The organism is Streptomyces sp. NPDC002671, from assembly GCF_053592475.1.
The window spans coordinates 173,498-191,504 of the sequence record NZ_JBSFVU010000013.1; the positions used below are offsets into that span (position 1 = coordinate 173,498).

Annotated in this window: 11 protein-coding genes; 6 read left to right on the forward strand and 5 right to left on the reverse strand. The window is 69.2% G+C overall.

Features of this window, described 5'->3' with window-relative positions:
- Positions 1-90 precede the first annotated feature (90 nt).
- The 6 genes from ACWD35_RS21830 (at position 91) to ACWD35_RS21855 (ending at position 11,381) form a co-directional block, all read left to right on the forward strand.
- Complete coding sequence (locus ACWD35_RS21830) at positions 91-1,029, forward strand: hypothetical protein (RefSeq protein WP_451352950.1); 939 nt, start codon at positions 91-93, stop codon at positions 1,027-1,029.
- Between the two features lie 107 nt (positions 1,030-1,136).
- A complete protein-coding gene (locus tag ACWD35_RS21835) occupies positions 1,137-2,018 on the forward strand; it encodes a hypothetical protein (protein ID WP_451352951.1) in 882 nt (293 codons plus the stop codon).
- 302 nt (positions 2,019-2,320) lie between these two features.
- Positions 2,321-2,851 (forward strand): 50S ribosomal protein L10, encoded by a 531-nt coding sequence (gene rplJ / locus ACWD35_RS21840; protein WP_451352952.1) that lies wholly within the window; start codon positions 2,321-2,323, stop codon positions 2,849-2,851.
- 109 nt (positions 2,852-2,960) lie between these two features.
- Positions 2,961-3,341: a 50S ribosomal protein L7/L12 gene (rplL, locus tag ACWD35_RS21845; protein ID WP_451352953.1), complete on the forward strand. Its 381-nt coding sequence runs from the start codon at positions 2,961-2,963 to the stop codon at positions 3,339-3,341.
- A 558-nt stretch (positions 3,342-3,899) separates the two neighbouring features.
- On the forward strand, positions 3,900-7,385 hold the full coding sequence (rpoB, locus tag ACWD35_RS21850; RefSeq protein ID WP_451352954.1) for a DNA-directed RNA polymerase subunit beta: 3,486 nt from the start codon (positions 3,900-3,902) through the stop codon (positions 7,383-7,385).
- A gap of 99 nt (positions 7,386-7,484) precedes the next feature.
- Complete coding sequence (locus tag ACWD35_RS21855; protein ID WP_451352955.1) at positions 7,485-11,381, forward strand: DNA-directed RNA polymerase subunit beta'; 3,897 nt, start codon at positions 7,485-7,487, stop codon at positions 11,379-11,381.
- Positions 11,382-11,445: 64 nt separating this feature from the next.
- On the opposite strand, the gene ACWD35_RS21860 is transcribed toward ACWD35_RS21855, so the two are convergent.
- The 5 genes from ACWD35_RS21860 to ACWD35_RS21880 form a co-directional block, all read right to left on the reverse strand.
- The gene (locus tag ACWD35_RS21860; RefSeq protein ID WP_451352956.1) at positions 11,446-12,702 is read right to left on the reverse strand and encodes a M48 family metalloprotease; all 1,257 of its coding nucleotides are present in this window, start codon (positions 12,700-12,702) and stop codon (positions 11,446-11,448) included.
- Positions 12,703-12,733: 31 nt separating this feature from the next.
- A complete protein-coding gene (locus ACWD35_RS21865) occupies positions 12,734-13,282 on the reverse strand; it encodes a Pycsar system effector family protein (protein ID WP_451352957.1) in 549 nt (182 codons plus the stop codon).
- Entirely contained in the window at positions 13,279-14,760 is a 1,482-nt protein-coding gene (locus ACWD35_RS21870; protein WP_451352958.1) for a hypothetical protein, read from the reverse strand. Before ACWD35_RS21870 ends, ACWD35_RS21865 begins: the two co-directional genes overlap by 4 nt.
- 67 nt (positions 14,761-14,827) lie before the next feature.
- Positions 14,828-17,026 (reverse strand): hypothetical protein, encoded by a 2,199-nt coding sequence (locus ACWD35_RS21875; RefSeq protein ID WP_451352959.1) that lies wholly within the window; start codon positions 17,024-17,026, stop codon positions 14,828-14,830.
- Entirely contained in the window at positions 17,023-17,886 is an 864-nt protein-coding gene (locus ACWD35_RS21880) for a hypothetical protein (protein ID WP_451352960.1), read from the reverse strand. Before ACWD35_RS21880 ends, ACWD35_RS21875 begins: the two co-directional genes overlap by 4 nt.
- Between the last annotated feature and the right edge of the window lie 121 nt (positions 17,887-18,007).

An 18,007-nucleotide genomic window follows, 5' to 3' on the forward strand; every position in this document is an offset into this window, starting at 1 on the left:
TGCGGGGCCCGTCCTTCTTTTTGACGTACGACTGTCAGAGGCCTGGGTTACCGTGCAGGCACAGGACTCGCATTAGGGGTGGGACGAGAAATGAAGAGCACGACCGTGCGCCGGACGGCCCTTTCCATCGCCATGGTGGCCGCGCTGACCGGAGTGGCCGCCTGCGGCGGTTCCGACTCCGGCAAGGGTGACAAGGGCGACAAGGCCGCCGGCGGGACCCCGATCCACGTCGACCCCATCGCCGCCCTGCGCTCCGCCGAGAAGTCCACCCAGAACGCCGACTCGGCGAAGGTCCAGGGCACCACCTCCATCGGCACGATGATGACGATGGACGCCTCCGGCGCCCTCACCTGGGGCCACGGCCTCAAGGGCAGCCTCACCATGACGTACACCGGCGGCCAGATGGGCGAGGCCATGCGCAAGGCCGGCTCCGCGTCGATGGAGGCGCGCTACCTGCCGGACGCCTACTACGTGAAGATGAGCGACAAGTTCGCCCAGCGCATGGGCGGCAAGCACTGGCTCCGGTACGGCTACGACGACCTCGCCAAGCTCGGCGGCGGCTCTGGTGCCTACGTGAAGGACCAGATGCAGAACTCCTCGCCGAACCAGTCGGTGAAGATGCTGCTGGCCTCCGGCGACGTGAAGAAGGCCGGCGAGGAGACCGTTGCCGGCCAGCACACCACGCACTACGCGGGCACGGTGAACATCGCCGACCTCGCCGACCGGTCGAACCACAACCTCACCGCCTCCCAGCTGGCGGACATGAAGGCGCAGCTCACCAAGGCGGGCATCACCACGGAGCACGTGGACCTCTGGATCAACGACCAGAACCTCCTGGTCAAGAAGATCGAGAAGGCCGACATGAAGAACGGCCCCATGGTCAGCACCGCCACCTACAGCGACTACGGCGTGAAGGTCACGGCAGTGGCGCCGCCGACCAGTGACACCAAGGACTTCGGGGACCTGCTGAAGTCCGGCGGCGCCGCGTCGGGCAGCAGCACCGGCAGCGGCACGGGCACCATGTCCTGACTCCGGGAGAACCGAATCCGGGGGAACTCCGGGAACCCCTGAGGTACGCTCGCGATCTTGCTGCGCGCCGACCACGCGCAGGCTGAGCGTTCCTCGGGGGTTTTTCCATGAAGTCGCCGCTGTCGTCGCTGCCGTCGAAGTCGTCGAAGTCGTCCATACGCGTGCCGCTCGTCGCCCTGGCCGCCCTCCTCACCGCAGGCCTGGCCGGCTGCACGACGGCGGCCGACGGCGAGAAGGCCTCCGGCGGGCCGGAGGCGACGGCCGTCGACAAGGCCGTACGCAGGACCGAGGCCGCCAGCTCGCTGCACTACCGCACCACCGGCCGGATACCCGGACAGCGGCTGGCCGTCGAGGCCGCGACCGGCACCAGGCCCGCCGCCGCCCAGGTGAGGATCAGCTACCTCGACGGCGCCGACGCGAGCATGCTCGTCGAGTTCCGCCTGGTCGACGACCACCTCTACGAGAGCATGAGCGAGCACGGCGTCGTCAAGAAGATCCAGGGCAAGCACTGGGCCGACTTCGGCACCACCCCCCACTTCCGCGCTGGCGGCGGCCTGCGGATGGACATGAGCGGAATGCGCGACACGGCCGCGCAGAACCCCGTCCGCGAGGCCGCCTTCCTCACCGCCGCCGAGGACATCCGCCGTACCGGCACCGAGACCGTCGACAAGGCCCGCACCAGCCACTACACGGGCACGGTCACCGTCCACGACCTGCGCAGCTGGCTGAAGGGCCAGGAGGGCCCCGCCCGCGCCGGACAGAAGCGGAGCCTGGACACGTACGCGCAGCTGGGCGTCGACGAGCTGACCCTGGACGTGTGGATCGACGGCCAGGACCACGTGCGCCGCCAGCGCGTCCGCGGCTTCGGCCGGCACGGCGAACTCGACCTGACCGTCACCTTCCGCGACTACGGCAAGCGGGTGAGCGTGGCGAAGCCCCCCGCCGGGGACACCGTGGTCGTCCCCGCGCGTGCGAAGAAGGCCCACTGAGCGTCGTACACCCCGGTCAGGGCCCGATTTGCTTGACGGCGACCGGGTCCCGTACTCTCTTGCAGAAGCCAAAGACCGCTGGTCGTTGCCGTGCGCTCGTGTGAGGGTGCGGTGGCCGAAGGATCCGCTGCAAAGTGGACGACCCGCGCAGGTGTCAGTGGAAGAACTCCCGGAGGATACGCGCTCAAGGCGTGTGCAGCCGGTCGAGTCCGCCCCGTGCGCCTGCGCCGGGGCGTTTCGTTTTCCCCAGTCCTCCTTCGGGTCCGCGCGGTCCGAATCACCCGGAAGGAGGCCGAGGCTCTATGGCGAGGCCCGACAAGGCTGCCGCGGTTGCGGAGCTGACGGACAAGTTCCGCAGCTCCAATGCCGCCGTGCTGACCGAGTACCGCGGTCTCACCGTGGCGCAGCTCAAGACGCTGCGCCGGTCGCTCGGTGAGAACGCCCAGTACGCCGTGGTGAAGAACACGCTGACCAAGATTGCGGCCGACGAGGCCGGGATCACGCTGCCGGGCGAGCTTTTCGCTGGCCCGACGGCTGTTGCCTTCGTCACCGGTGACCCGGTGGAGTCGGCGAAGGGTCTCCGTGACTTCGCCAAGGAAAACCCGAATCTCATCATCAAGGGCGGTGTCCTTGAAGGTAAGGCGCTGACCGCCGATGAGATCAAGAAGCTTGCGGACCTCGAGTCCCGCGAGGTTCTGCTCGCCAAGCTGGCGGGCGCCATGAAGGGCAAGCAGTCCCAGGCTGCCTCGCTCTTCCAGGCGCTCCCGTCGAAGCTCGTCCGCACCGTGGACGCGCTTCGCGCCAAGCAGGCCGAGCAGGGCGGTGCCGAGTAATTCGGCTCGCATCATGACCGCCGCCTGAGGCAGCGGTCGTAGCGGGCCAACGTACGCCCGCCAGTCATGTACATCCGGCACCAGCCGATTTAGTGGAAGGAAAGCCATCATGGCTCTCACCCAGGACGAACTGCTCGCCGAGTTCGAGTCGATGACCCTCATCCAGCTCTCCGAGTTCGTGAAGGCGTTCGAGGAGAAGTTCGACGTCACCGCCGCCGCCGCCGCTCCGGTCATGATGGCCGGCCCGGGCGCCCCGGCCGCCGAGGCCGAGGAGGAGAAGGACGAGTTCGACGTCATCCTCACCGGCGCCGGCGAGAAGAAGATCCAGGTCATCAAGGTCGTGCGCGAGCTCACCTCCCTGGGCCTGAAGGAGGCCAAGGACCTGGTCGACGGCACCCCGAAGCCGGTTCTCGAGAAGGTCAACAAGGAAGCCGCCGACAAGGCCGCCGAGGCCCTCAAGGGTGCCGGCGCCTCCGTCGAGGTCAAGTAAGACCTTCCGGGGTTCCTCGAACCTCACTGCACGCTGACTACAGCCCCGTAGGGCTGTAACGCGGACGCACCGAAGAGCGATCATCCATCCGGGTGGTCGCTCTTCGGCATGTTCGGAGGCCTGACCACGGTTACCTTGCACTCGGGTCGGCGAGGGGTATGGTGATCTTCGTTGTGTCTCCGGACGGCCCCGTTCGGGCTGGGGGGCCTTGACGAACCGCACGCAGCGCGCAATTCTCAGGACGCGTCGTCACAAGGATCCGAATCCGAGGCATGGATCGACGACGAAGAGGGCAGTATCAACGTGCGTTGAGGGCAGGCAGGCCGAAGGCGTTGAGAACAACGAGGGTCTCGCAAAACCCGCACTGGACATCAGTGTGCCAAGTGGCTACACTGACCCTTTGCGCTGCCTGTTAGCTGTCCCCTGCCCGTCACCAGGGGTCTGCCCTCACTCGAGCACCGATGACAAAAGCTCCCCTGACCTGGGGTTTCTGTCTCTGTGTATGGGAGAGGGACCGGTACGCGCGTAGTGAGTCCGAGCCCTCGGAAGGACCCCCTCTTGGCCGCCTCGCGCACTGCCTCGAACGCGAATACGAACAACGGCGCCAGCACCGCCCCGCTGCGCATCTCCTTTGCAAAGATCAAGGAGCCCCTCGAGGTTCCGAACCTGCTCGCGCTGCAGACCGAGAGCTTCGACTGGCTGCTCGGCAACACCGCCTGGCAGAGTCGGGTCGAGGAGGCTCTTGAGAACGGTCAGGACGTCCCCACCAAGTCCGGTCTGGAGGAGATCTTCGAGGAGATCTCCCCGATCGAGGACTTCTCCGGGTCGATGTCCCTGACGTTCCGGGACCACCGCTTCGAGCCGCCGAAGAACTCCATCGACGAGTGCAAGGAGCGCGACTTCACGTACGCTGCCCCGCTCTTCGTCACGGCTGAGTTCACCAACAACGAGACCGGCGAGATCAAGTCCCAGACGGTCTTCATGGGCGACTTCCCGCTCATGACGAACAAGGGCACCTTCGTCATCAACGGCACCGAGCGTGTCGTGGTGTCTCAGCTGGTCCGTTCCCCTGGTGTCTACTTCGACTCCAGCATCGACAAGACGTCCGACAAGGACATCTTCTCCGCCAAGATCATCCCGTCCCGGGGTGCCTGGCTGGAGATGGAGATCGACAAGCGCGACATGGTCGGTGTCCGTATCGACCGCAAGCGCAAGCAGTCGGTCACCGTGCTGCTCAAGGCTCTCGGCTGGACGACCGAGCAGATCCTCGAGGAGTTCGGCGACTACGAGTCGATGCGCGCCACCCTGGAGAAGGACCACACCCAGGGCCAGGACGACGCGCTGCTCGACATCTACCGCAAGCTGCGTCCGGGCGAGCCCCCCACGCGTGAGGCCGCGCAGACGCTGCTGGAGAACCTGTACTTCAACCCGAAGCGCTACGACCTCGCCAAGGTCGGCCGCTACAAGGTCAACAAGAAGCTGGGTGCGGACGCTCCGCTCGACGCGGGCATCCTGACCGTCGAGGACATCATCTCGACGATCAAGTACCTGGTGCAGCTGCACGCCGGCGAGACCGAGACCACCGGTGACAACGGCGGCACGATCGTTGTCGAGACGGACGACATCGACCACTTCGGCAACCGTCGTCTGCGCAGCGTCGGCGAGCTGATCCAGAACCAGGTCCGTACGGGTCTCGCCCGTATGGAGCGTGTCGTGCGCGAGCGCATGACCACTCAGGACGTCGAGGCGATCACGCCGCAGACCCTGATCAACATCCGGCCGGTCGTCGCCTCCATCAAGGAGTTCTTCGGCACCAGCCAGCTGTCCCAGTTCATGGACCAGAACAACCCGCTGTCCGGTCTTACGCACAAGCGTCGTCTCTCGGCGCTCGGCCCCGGTGGTCTGTCCCGTGAGCGGGCCGGCTTCGAGGTCCGTGACGTGCACCCCTCGCACTACGGCCGCATGTGCCCGATCGAGACCCCTGAAGGCCCGAACATCGGTCTGATCGGCTCGCTCGCCTCCTACGGCCGGGTCAACGCGTTCGGTTTCGTCGAGACCCCGTACCGCAAGGTGAACGACGGCCAGGTCACCGACGAGGTCGACTACCTGACCGCCGACGAGGAGGACCGCTTCGTCATCGCGCAGGCCAACGCCACGCTGAACGACGACCTCCGGTTCGCCGAGGCGCGTGTCCTGGTCCGCCGCCGTGGCGGTGAGGTCGACTACGTCAGCCCCGAGGACGTCGACTACATGGACGTCTCGCCGCGCCAGATGGTGTCGGTCGCGACGGCCATGATCCCGTTCCTCGAGCACGACGACGCCAACCGTGCCCTCATGGGCGCGAACATGATGCGCCAGGCCGTTCCGCTGATTAAGTCGGAGGCCCCGCTCGTCGGCACCGGCATGGAGTACCGCTCCGCCGTCGACGCCGGCGACGTGGTCAAGGCCGAGAAGGCGGGTGTGGTCCAGGAGGTCTCCGCGGACTACATCACCACCGCCAACGACGACGGCACGTACATCACGTACCGCCTGCACAAGTTCGCCCGGTCCAACCAGGGCACCTCGGTGAACCAGAAGGTCGTCGTCAACGAGGGCGACCGGATCATCGAGGGCCAGGTCCTCGCCGACGGTCCGGCCACCGAGAACGGTGAGATGGCCCTCGGCAAGAACCTGCTCGTGGCGTTCATGCCGTGGGAGGGTCACAACTACGAGGACGCGATCATCCTGTCGCAGCGCCTCGTGCAGGACGACGTCCTCTCCTCGATCCACATCGAGGAGCACGAGGTCGACGCCCGTGACACCAAGCTCGGCCCCGAGGAGATCACCCGGGACATCCCGAACGTCTCCGAGGAGGTCCTCGCGGACCTCGACGAGCGCGGCATCATCCGTATCGGTGCCGAGGTCATCGCCGGCGACATCCTCGTCGGCAAGGTGACCCCGAAGGGTGAGACCGAGCTGACCCCCGAGGAGCGCCTGCTCCGCGCGATCTTCGGTGAGAAGGCCCGTGAGGTCCGTGACACCTCGCTGAAGGTGCCGCACGGTGAGACCGGCAAGGTCATCGGCGTGCGCGTCTTCGACCGCGAGGAGGGCGACGAGCTGCCGCCGGGCGTGAACCAGCTGGTCCGCGTCTACGTCGCGCAGAAGCGCAAGATCACCGACGGTGACAAGCTGGCCGGCCGTCACGGCAACAAGGGTGTCATCTCGAAGATCCTGCCCATCGAGGACATGCCGTTCCTCGAGGACGGAACTCCGGTCGACATCATCCTCAACCCGCTGGGTGTCCCGTCCCGAATGAACCCGGGACAGGTCCTGGAGATCCACCTCGGCTGGCTCGCCAGCCGCGGCTGGGACGTCTCCGGCCTCGCGGACGAGTGGGCGCAGCGCCTGCAGGCCATCGGCGCCGACCAGGTCGCCCCCGGCACCAACGTCGCCACCCCGGTGTTCGACGGTGCCCGTGAGGACGAGCTGGCGGGTCTGCTGCAGCACACCATCCCGAACCGCGACGGCGAGCGCATGGTGCTCCCGACCGGTAAGGCGCGGCTGTTCGACGGCCGTAGCGGTGAGCCGTTCCCGGACCCGATCTCGGTCGGCTACATGTACATCCTGAAGCTGCACCACCTGGTCGACGACAAGCTGCACGCCCGTTCGACCGGTCCGTACTCGATGATCACCCAGCAGCCGCTGGGTGGTAAGGCGCAGTTCGGTGGCCAGCGCTTCGGTGAGATGGAGGTGTGGGCCCTCGAGGCCTACGGCGCCGCGTACGCCCTCCAGGAGCTGCTGACCATCAAGTCCGACGACGTCACCGGCCGCGTGAAGGTCTACGAGGCCATCGTCAAGGGCGAGAACATCCCCGAGCCCGGCATCCCCGAGTCCTTCAAGGTGCTCATCAAGGAGATGCAGTCGCTCTGCCTGAACGTGGAGGTGCTGTCCAGCGACGGTATGTCCATCGAGATGCGTGACACCGACGAGGATGTCTTCCGCGCTGCGGAGGAGCTCGGCATCGACCTGTCCCGGCGCGAGCCGAGCAGCGTCGAAGAGGTCTGACGGGAGTCCGGCGGGGCCCTCACCCTTAAAGGGCCCCGCCGACCCCCAGGCCCCCGTTTCAGACCACAGACTTACGACCCTGAGAGGGATTGACGCATAGTGCTCGACGTCAACTTCTTCGACGAGCTCCGGATCGGCCTGGCCACCGCTGACGACATCCGTCAGTGGAGCCACGGCGAGGTCAAGAAGCCCGAGACCATCAACTACCGCACCCTCAAGCCCGAAAAGGACGGACTCTTCTGCGAGAAGATCTTCGGTCCGACCCGGGACTGGGAGTGCTACTGCGGTAAGTACAAGCGCGTCCGCTTCAAGGGCATCATCTGCGAGCGCTGTGGCGTCGAGGTCACGCGCGCGAAGGTTCGTCGTGAGCGGATGGGCCACATCGAGCTGGCCGCTCCCGTCACGCACATCTGGTACTTCAAGGGTGTTCCGTCGCGGCTGGGCTACCTGCTCGACCTCGCCCCGAAGGACCTGGAGAAGGTCATCTACTTCGCGGCGTACATGATCACGTACGTCGACGAGGAGCGCCGCACGCGCGACCTGCCCTCCCTGGAGGCGCACGTCTCCGTGGAGCGCCAGCAGATCGAGAACCGTCGCGACGCCGACCTTGAGGCCCGCGCCAAGAAGCTCGAGACCGACCTGGCCGAGCTCGAGGCCGAGGGTGCCAAGGCCGACGTGCGCCGCAAGGTGCGCGAGGGTGCCGAGCGCGAGATGAAGCAGCTGCGCGACCGTGCGCAGCGCGAGATCGACCGCCTCGACGAGGTGTGGAACCGCTTCAAGAACCTCAAGGTCCAGGACCTGGAGGGCGACGAGCTGCTCTACCGCGAGCTGCGTGACCGCTTCGGCACGTACTTCGACGGCTCGATGGGTGCCGCGGCGCTGCAGAAGCGCCTGGAGTCCTTCGACCTCGAGGAGGAGGCCGAGAGGCTCCGCGAGATCATCCGCACCGGCAAGGGCCAGAAGAAGACCCGCGCCCTCAAGCGCCTGAAGGTCGTCTCCGCGTTCCTGCAGACGTCCAACAGCCCCAAGGGCATGGTCCTGGACTGCGTCCCGGTCATCCCGCCGGACCTGCGTCCGATGGTGCAGCTGGACGGTGGCCGCTTCGCGACCTCCGACCTGAACGACCTGTACCGCCGTGTGATCAACCGCAACAACCGCCTGAAGCGCCTTCTCGACCTCGGTGCGCCCGAGATCATCGTGAACAACGAGAAGCGCATGCTCCAGGAGGCCGTCGACGCGCTCTTCGACAACGGCCGTCGTGGTCGCCCGGTCACGGGCCCCGGCAACCGCCCGCTGAAGTCCCTCAGCGACATGCTGAAGGGTAAGCAGGGTCGATTCCGTCAGAACCTGCTCGGTAAGCGTGTGGACTACTCCGCGCGTTCCGTGATCGTCGTCGGCCCGCAGCTGAAGCTTCACCAGTGCGGTCTGCCGAAGGCGATGGCGCTGGAGCTGTTCAAGCCGTTCGTGATGAAGCGCCTGGTCGACCTGAACCACGCGCAGAACATCAAGTCGGCCAAGCGCATGGTCGAGCGCGGTCGCACCGTGGTGTACGACGTCCTCGAAGAGGTCATCGCCGAGCACCCGGTGCTGCTGAACCGTGCGCCCACCCTGCACCGCCTCGGCATCCAGGCCTTCGAGCCGCAGCTGGTCGAGGGCAAGGCCATCCAGATCCACCCGCTCGTCTGCACCGCGTTCAACGCGGACTTCGACGGTGACCAGATGGCCGTGCACCTGCCGCTGTCCGCGGAGGCGCAGGCCGAGGCCCGCATCCTGATGCTGTCCTCGAACAACATCCTCAAGCCGGCCGACGGCCGTCCGGTGACGATGCCGACCCAGGACATGGTCCTCGGTCTGTTCTTCCTCACCACCGACGGCGAGCTGCGTGACACCAAGGGCGAGGGCCGCGCGTTCGGCTCCACGGCCGAGGCGATCATGGCGTTCGACGCCGGCGAGCTCGCGCTGCAGTCGTCGATCGACATCCGCTTCCCGGTGGGCACCATCCCGCCGCGCGGCTGGATGCCGCCGGCGCGCGAGGAGGGCGAGCCCGAGTGGCAGCAGGGTGACTCGTTCCGCCTGCGCACGACCCTGGGCCGCGCGCTCTTCAACGAGCTGCTGCCCGAGGACTACCCGTTCGTCGACTACTCGGTGGGCAAGAAGCAGCTCTCCGAGATCGTCAACGACCTGGCCGAGCGCTACCCCAAGGTCATCGTGGCGGCGACGCTCGACAACCTGAAGGCGTCCGGCTTCTACTGGGCGACCCGTTCCGGTGTCACCGTGGCCATCTCCGACGTCGTCGTTCCCGAGGCGAAGAAGGAGATCGTCCGCGGCTACGAGGCGCAGGACGAGAAGGTCCAGAAGCAGTACGAGCGCGGTCTGATCACCAAGGAAGAGCGCACTCAGGAGCTCATCGCGATCTGGACCAAGGCGACCAACGAGGTTGCCGAGGCGATGAACGAGAACTTCCCCAAGACGAACCCCATCTTCATGATGGTTGACTCGGGTGCCCGAGGAAACATGATGCAGATGCGGCAGATCGCCGGTATGCGTGGTCTGGTGTCGAACGCGAAGAACGAGACCATCCCGCGTCCGATCAAGGCGTCCTTCCGTGAGGGCCTGTCCGTGCTGGAGTACTTCATCTCCACGCACGGTGCCCGTAAGGGTCTGGCGGACACCGCTCTGCGTACCGCCGACTCGGGTTACCTCACCCGTCGTCTGGTCGACGTCTCCCAGGACGTCATCATCCGCGAGGAGGACTGCGGCACCGAGCGTGGCCTCAAGCTGGCGATCGCCGAGCGCGAGGACGGTGTCCTGCGCAAGACGGGCAACGTCGAGACGTCCGTGTACGCGCGCTGCCTCGCCGAGGACATCGTGGTCGACGGCCAGGTGCTGGCCCCGGCCGGCACCGACCTGGGCGACGTCCTCATCGAGGAGCTCGTGGCCCGCGGCATCGAGGAGGTCAAGACCCGCTCGGTCCTGACCTGCGAGTCCGCCGTCGGTACCTGCGCGATGTGCTACGGCCGTTCGCTGGCCACCGGCAAGCTGGTCGACATCGGTGAGGCGGTCGGCATCATCGCCGCCCAGTCCATCGGTGAGCCCGGTACCCAGCTGACGATGCGTACCTTCCACACCGGTGGTGTGGCCGGTGACGACATCACCCAGGGTCTGCCCCGTGTCGTCGAGCTTTTCGAAGCCCGTACGCCGAAGGGTGTCGCCCCGATCTCCGAGGCCAACGGCCGCATCCGGATCGAGGAGACCGAGAAGACCAAGAAGATCGTCGTCACCCCGGACGACGGCAGCGACGAGACGGCGTTCCCGATCTCGAAGCGTGCCAAGGTCCTGGTCCGCGAGGGCGACCACGTCGAGGTGGGCCAGCAGCTCACCGTGGGTGCCACCAACCCGCACGACGTGCTGCGCATCCTGGGTCAGCGTGCCGTTCAGGTCCACCTGGTCGGCGAGGTCCAGAAGGTCTACAACTCGCAGGGTGTGTCGATCCACGACAAGCACATCGAGATCATCATCCGGCAGATGCTCCGCCGCGTGACGATCATCGAGTCCGGCGACGCCGAGCTGCTGCCCGGCGAGCTGGTCGAGCGCTCGAAGTTCGAGACCGAGAACCGTCGTGTGGTCCAGGAGGGCGGTCACCCCGCCTCCGGTCGTCCGCAGCTGATGGGTATCACCAAGGCCTCGCTGGCGACGGAGTCCTGGCTGTCGGCCGCCTCCTTCCAGGAGACGACCCGAGTCCTGACGGATGCGGCGATCAACGCCAAGTCCGACAGCCTCATCGGCCTCAAGGAGAACGTCATCATCGGTAAGCTCATCCCGGCCGGTACGGGCCTGTCCCGCTACCGCAACATCCGGGTCGAGCCGACCGAGGAGGCCAAGGCCGCGATGTACTCGGCCGTCGGCTACGACGACATCGACTACTCGCCGTTCGGCACGGGCTCCGGCCAGGCCGTTCCGCTGGAGGACTACGACTACGGTCCGTACAACCAGTAAGCGAGCTGCATGAAGGGCGGCCACTCCCGTTGGGGGTGGCCGCCCTTCGGCATGTCCGCACGGCTCAGTGCGGCTGCTGCGGCGGGAGGTACGGCTGCAGGTGGTGCAGCCGGGTGTAGTAGTCAGGGTGGGAGGAGAGCAGCTTCGTCAGGGCGCTCTCCGGGACGGGCACCCCGCCGTTCTGAGCGGTGAGCGCGGCCTGCTGGTACTGCTCCTGCTGGTGCAGTTTGTGGAGTACGGCAGCGAGCATCGGCGCGAAACCGAGCGCCGCCGCGTGCTCGTCGGCGCGCAGCTCGGCGCGGCGGCCGACGGCGGCGAGCGCGTACGGCACGCCCAGGACCAGCAGGGGCAGGCCGTAGAGCGAGCTGACGGTCGCCAGGGCGAGCCCGCCGACGGCCAGGACGACGAAGCCGATGCCGAAGCAGCCGAAGGCACGCGAGACCCTGTACGCGACGCCGGCGACGCTCCTCAGGACCCGCCAGGCGATCCGGCCGGGGAGCGCGTACCAGTAGCCGAGCAGTCCGGACCAGGCGTGACCGCCGACGTGGTGGCCCAGCTCGTGGGCCATGACGGCGGCCAGCTCGCCGTTGGGGAGCTGGTTCATGGCGAAGCTGGTGACGCCGACGATGTGTCCGGCCGCGGCGACGGCGTTCAGGCCGTCGCTGTCCTCGACCCACAGCTCGTAGTTGCGGCCCTCGATGCCCGCCCGGGCGGTGACCTCGCGCCACACCGGTTCGAGTTTGGCGAGTTCTGGCGGCGTGGGGTAGCGCAGACGGAGCAGATGGCGCGCGAGGGCGCGTTCGGCCGGCCGGTAGAAGACGAGTGCGCCGCTGGCGAGCCAGGCCAGGACCACCACGAAGCCGAGGGCGCCGAAGAAGGCGGAGACCAGGCCGACGACGAAGAGGCTGCACAGGAAGTTCGGCAGGTGGAGGAGCAGGTTGCCGACGGCGGTGGCGTCGGTGCGGCGCTGGTCCTTGGAGATGTGCACGCGACGGGCGCCGGTGCTGATGTGGTGGGGGTGCGCCGGGTCGTCGGGGGAGAGGGGCGCGGTGGGCGGCGGCGCCGGTGCCTGCGGCGGCTGCGGGTACGGGTACGGGGGCGGGACCGTGCCGCTGTGCGGGTACGGCGGTGCGGTCGGGGGCTGGGGGGACTGCGGGTAGGCGGGAGGCTGCTGGGGGTACTGCGGCGGCTGCTGGGGATGGTGCGGGGATTGCTGGGGGTACTGCGGCGGCTGTCCGGGGTACTGCGGAGGTTGCTCGGGGTACTGAGGCGGCTGTTGCGGGTATTGGGGTGGCTGCTGAGGGTGGGCGGGATGGGTCATCGGTGGTTCGTTCCTTCATGAGCGGGTGTGGTCAGCCGAGGAACAGGGACGCGGGCAGCAGGACCGTGCCGGTGCAGAAGGCGACGAGGCCGGCGCGGATCCACTGGTGCTTGCGCGCGGCGATCCGGCTCGTCTCGCCCAGGGCCCTGATCAGACCGGCCGTACGGTGGGTCTCCGTATCGGTGAGCGCGGCCTCCAGGTGCCCCTGCCGGACGGCCTGGTGGATGTCGCCGAAGTACGACAGCGGCTGGCCCGGGGACCAGGTCCCCGGGCGGTAGCGGGGGAGTACGGCGAGCAGCAGCGCGAACAGCGAGAACGCCAGCGAGGCGGTCCCCGCCCACCACAGCACCGTGCCGGTCCCGGACAGCTCGGCCGGACTCCAGTCCCGCCCGGCGAGCAGCCCGCTGATGACCCCCGCGCTCAGACCGAGCGCGGCAACCAGTACGGCGGCCTTGCTGTCGGCCCGCGCGATCTCGCCGCGCAACTCACGGAGGAGCTGCTCGCAGAGCTGGGCGCGTGTGTCGGGGGCGGCAGGGGGACCGGCGTTGAGGGGTGCGGGCGCCGGGCCGATGGCCGTCATGGGGCGTTCCCCTGGTCACCGTCGGCCGCGCCGCCGTCTTCGGCCTTCTTGCCGGTGGGTTCGGAGGGTGCCGCCGGGCCGGCGTGCTGGTCGGGCAGGGTTGGCGTGGTGCCGTAGCCCGGCGGGGGCTGCCAGGACGGGGGCGGCGGGACCGTTGGCGGGGCGGTCGGCGGGAGCGGTGCCTGCCAGCCGGGGAGCGCGAGTCCCGGCGGGGCGGCGGGAGGCGGCGGCGTCGGCGCGCTCGCGGGCATCGGCGGGTGGGCGTACGCGGTGCCGCCTCCGTACGCGTCGCCGGCGCCGTTCTGATCGGGTCCGGTGGGCAAGGGCTCTGCCGGGGGCGTCGGTTGAGGCGCCGTCGGATAGGCCGGGCCGGGTGGGGTGGGGAGTTGGGGTGGGGTCGAGGGGACGCCCGGGAGGCGTTGGTTGAGTATGTCGCTGACGGTGCGCAGGGCCAGTTGCTTGGGGCCCTCCAGTTCGTAGTTCTCCGCCGTGTCGCCGCTCAGCAGCTGCTTCACCAGATCCATCTGCGCCTGGATCATCCGGAGTTGGTCCTCGCGCATGCTGGTCATGACGAGCTGGGAGTCCTCCGGATGCTGGGCGAGGTGGAGCGCCCAGGCGTGCACGCCGCCCTGCTGGAGGTGCCACTGGTAGAACTCGGTCTTCTGCGCCTCGAGCTGCTGCAGTTCCAGGTCCTGCTGCCCCCGCAGCATGGCCTGCGCGTGCTGCCACTGCTGCTGTCGCAGGAGCAGTTCGTGCTGTTGGGTGCCGTACGCCAGCGCCCGGTCGACCTGCAGGGAGTCCTGCTGCCGCAGCCGGCGGTCCACCTCGACGTCGACCTCCATGCCCCGCTGGGCCGCGTGCACCTGCTCGGCGGCGGAGTGCTCGATGGCCTGCAGCCGCTGCTGGTGCTCGATGTTCGCCTGGTCGCGCTTGAGCCGCAGCGTCCAGGTGACCTGGAGCCCCGCGGGCGCGCCGAGCGGCCCCAGCACGGTGACGGCCTGCAGCAGTTCCCGCTCGGCCGCCGCGCTGTCGGCGATGGCGAAGCGGCGGGTCACCGGCCGGGCCGCCTGCTGGAGTTCACCGATCAGCATCCCCGGCACGTCCCGGTGCCCGCCGGCCACGAACCGGGCCGGGTCGAGGACCTGCCAGGCCAGCTCTATCTGGGCCGTGAACTCGAACGCGTCGTTGTTGCTGGGCAGGGTGAGGTCGGCGGTGTACGGGTGCACGCCCATGTCCACCTCGTACACGGCGGTGTACCGCCTGGCCACGACCTCCGGACGCGTGGGGCGCCGCGGCGGCAGGTACGGCTCGTAGGTGCCGTCCGGGGTGGAGAAGACGAGCGCGTGGTCGATGCGGAGGAACCACTTGAGGTTGAAGTCGAAGCGTGACAGCTGCCGGACGGTGAGGACCGGGTCGATCAGCTGCGTGTGCCGGTCCGCCGGTTGCTGCCACTCGGGCTGGCGGTAGAAGCGGGACATCGTGCGTGGGTCTCCTTGGGACGACGTGCGAACGACGTGCGAACGACGTACGGGCGTGCCGTACGGGTCAGCGGGTGGGAAGCGTGGTCAGCAGGCGGGCCGCGACCGGCGGCGGGGGAGCGCCGTCCTCGCCGGACATGGTCCGCAGCAGATGGCTCAGCCGCTGGTGCTCGGCGGGCGTGGTGACGAGCGTGGGCAGCAGCGCGGCCAGCGCCCATTCGGCGGCCGTGGACCGGGCGGCGATCAGCACCCAGTCGCGCAGCGCGTCGAGCGCGTGCCGGGTGGTGCGCGGATCGCCGAGCGCGGCCCGCCACAGGAACGGGATGCCCTGGGCGGCCGGGCCGCTCTCGCCGACGGCACGGGCGTACCAGCCGAGGACGAGCGGGGTGCCGTACCGCTCGTCGTCCTCGGTGCGCGTGCAGGCGGCGACGAAACCGCCGAGCGCGAGGTCGCTCACCGCCCGGTCGTCGTCCAGGTGCGCGCGCAGCTCGGCGAGGACCGGGTCGCTCGCGGAGGAGAGCAGCAGCAGTTCCACGGCCTGGGCGAGTTCAGCCGCCAGCTCGCCGCCGGTGTCGTCGGGCGCCTCCTCGTACAGGCGGCGTACGGCAGCGCGGAGCGCGGCCAGGGCCTGTTCCGGACGCTCCGGCCCGATCAGTCCGTACGCCCGCACCGCCGCCCAGCGCAGCTTCCGGTCCTCGCCCGTGCACCAGGTGTCGAGGATGCGCGGGATGTTGGGCGTGTCGACGAGGTGGGCGAGGGTGAGCGCGTTGACGGCGACGAGCCGCTGCCGGAACCGGTTCGAGGTCGCCCACGGCTCGATGACGAGCGCCATCGCGGACGGCAGGTCGGTGCGGGCGAGGACGGCGACGGTGGCGGCGGCCCGGGTGCGGACCAGGGGGCGGCCGTCCTCGGCGAGCCCGCGCAGCCAGCCGATCAGGGCGGGCCGGGCGGACGGATGGCCCGTCCACACCTCGCGCAGCAGAACGAGGGAGGCCCGCTCGTCGCGGAACGCGGCCTTCTGCTGGGTGACGGGGCCCCACTCGGTGTGCTCGTCCTCCAAGTAGGTGTGGGCGCGAGCCAGTTGGAGCCGCTTGCCGACGTGTGTGCCGAAGACGGGCACCTCGGGGACGCGGGCCGGGTTCTCGGTCTCCTGGAGGAAGCGGTAGAGCAGGTCGCTGAGTTCGGCGGTGAGGGCGTAGGGGCCGCCGTCGAAGGCGGCGAGGGCGACGAGGAACGCCTTGTCCCGCAGGTGGAGGGTGGCCTCGTCCTCCTCGAACCACTCCTGGACCTGGTTCTCCAGGGACACCAGCGAGAACCGCGCGAGGGTGTCCTCGTCGGCCTCCCCGGCGGCGTACCGGCCGAGCAGCCGCGCGAACGCCGCGACCTCGCGCAGCTGGTGGCCGCGGCTCAGGAATTCGGTCACGGCCGGGAGTTGGAGCAGCCGGTCGGCGGTCTCTTCGTCGGTGCCGGTGCGCAGGTGCGCGGCCAGCACCCGGGCCGCCGCCGGTGGCCGCCACTCCTCTACGGCCACGTCCTCCAGTACGGCGGTGGGGCCGACGGTGACGACCAGATAGGCGTCCTGTTCGGCGAGGCGGTCGCGGGCGGCCAGCAGATGGGGTTCGCGCAGCGGGCTGTCGCGGCGGGTGGACAGGTCGCACAGGACGTGCCCGCGGGCCTGGTTCTCGCCGGTCACCTGCTCGGCGAGGGCGCTCGGGCCGGTGTCGCGGTCCAGGGTGCGGACCGGGAGGGCGCCGAGCCGGTGCAGGAGCATCAGGGCGGCCGTACGGCGCCCGGTGAACCGTCCGCCGGACAGGACGAGCACCCGGTCGCGGCTCAGCCGGTCCAGCAGGCGGGCCATGAGGTCCTCGTCGGCGACGAAGTGACCGGCCAGCCGCTCCAGGGTGGTGTGCGGGACCTCGCCGGAGGCGGCAGCGGCCCCACCGAGGCCCGGGACGGCGAGCTGGTAGATCTCCGTCTTGCTGCCCAGGAAGACGTCGCCGGAGAAGTGCCCGCCGCTGATGCCGCCGTGCTGGTCGCCGCCGAGAAGGCCGCCGCTGAAGCGGGCCCGGGCACCGACGTTCATGGTCCGCGGGCTGTGGTCGACCAGGTCGCGCCGGGCCGACCAGGCGTTCTGCGGCTGGTCCCGTTCCTCGGCGGCGCCGTCCTCGCCGTGTCCGGTGTCCTCCGCGCTCTGCGCGTCGGCCGGCGGCTGCTCCGGCCCGGGACCGGCGGGCTGTACGGGCGCCTCCGCCTCGGGCGTACTCATGAGCGCTCACCCCGCCCGCGGTCACCGAAGCTCACGTCGCCGGAGAAGTGCCCGCCGCTGATGCCACCGTGCTGGTCACCACCGATCACACCACCGCTGAACGTGCCGCCGTGGATGGTGATCACAGAGCCTGACGCCTGGGCTCCCGGTGATCCGCCCGGTGCCGGGCTGCCCTCGGGGCGGTCGGCGCTCGGGGGTGCGGCCGGTGCCGGGCGGTCCCCCAGACCGCCCGGCACCTCCCCTTCCCCCGTGCCACGGTGGTTCTCATGGGTGCCCCCGGCCTGGCCGCCGGGCACCGGCCCGTGCAGCCATGCCGTCAAGGGACCGTTCTTGCTCTCCAGGGTCACCGGGTGAAAGTCGGCGGCCGGGATGCCGACGTGGTCGTGGCGGACGACGCCGCCGTACAGGGCCTCGGACACGCACAGCGCGAAGTCGTCGGCCCGCTCCCGCAGGGCCTCGCGCAGCAGGCGGGCGTCGAGCAGCCGGCAGGCGTGGTTGAGGTCGGAGCCGACCCAGCCGCCCTGCTCGTCGACGGCGACGTAACCGGTGGCGACGACGCCGCGCAGCCGGATCTGCGCCGAGCGGGACGCCATGCGGTTGACCGCCCGCAGCTGTGCCGGCACCTCCGTGAGCAGGGCCCGCAGCAGTGCCGTGACGGGGGCGCCGGCGTCGATCAGTTCCATCACGGAGTCACCGCGGTCGGCCCGCAGCCGCCGGGTCTCGTCGATGCCGGCGCGCTCCAGGGTGCGGTCGGTGATGTCGTAGAGCATGCGGCGCAGATACGCCTGCTCCACGTCGTCCCGGTCGCTGTACCGCTCGATGTCCAGCAACAGGATGGTCCGGCTCACGGGGTCGCTCATGGTCGCCTTCCGATGGGTCCGCAGTGCCGGGCAGCAGCGTGGCCCTGCGGGGCCTTGGGCGGTGAGGACGGATGACCCACTCGGAGTGTGACCGTGTACACAGAGCGGTGCACGGGGCGGC

What these genes read in the sequence shown, in the direction of transcription:
- ACWD35_RS21830 (WP_451352950.1), top strand. Translation starts at nt 91, where the DNA reads ATGAAGAGCACGACCGTGCGCCGGACGGCCCTTTCCATCGCCATGGTG.
- ACWD35_RS21835 (WP_451352951.1), top strand. Translation starts at nt 1,137, where the DNA reads ATGAAGTCGCCGCTGTCGTCGCTGCCGTCGAAGTCGTCGAAGTCGTCC.
- rplJ (WP_451352952.1), top strand. Translation starts at nt 2,321, where the DNA reads ATGGCGAGGCCCGACAAGGCTGCCGCGGTTGCGGAGCTGACGGACAAG.
- rplL (WP_451352953.1), top strand. Translation starts at nt 2,961, where the DNA reads ATGGCTCTCACCCAGGACGAACTGCTCGCCGAGTTCGAGTCGATGACC.
- ACWD35_RS21860 (WP_451352956.1), bottom strand. Translation starts at nt 12,702, where the DNA reads ATGACCCATCCCGCCCACCCTCAGCAGCCACCCCAATACCCGCAACAG.
- ACWD35_RS21865 (WP_451352957.1), bottom strand. Translation starts at nt 13,282, where the DNA reads ATGACGGCCATCGGCCCGGCGCCCGCACCCCTCAACGCCGGTCCCCCT.
- ACWD35_RS21870 (WP_451352958.1), bottom strand. Translation starts at nt 14,760, where the DNA reads ATGTCCCGCTTCTACCGCCAGCCCGAGTGGCAGCAACCGGCGGACCGG.
- ACWD35_RS21875 (WP_451352959.1), bottom strand. Translation starts at nt 17,026, where the DNA reads ATGAGTACGCCCGAGGCGGAGGCGCCCGTACAGCCCGCCGGTCCCGGG.
- ACWD35_RS21880 (WP_451352960.1), bottom strand. Translation starts at nt 17,886, where the DNA reads ATGAGCGACCCCGTGAGCCGGACCATCCTGTTGCTGGACATCGAGCGG.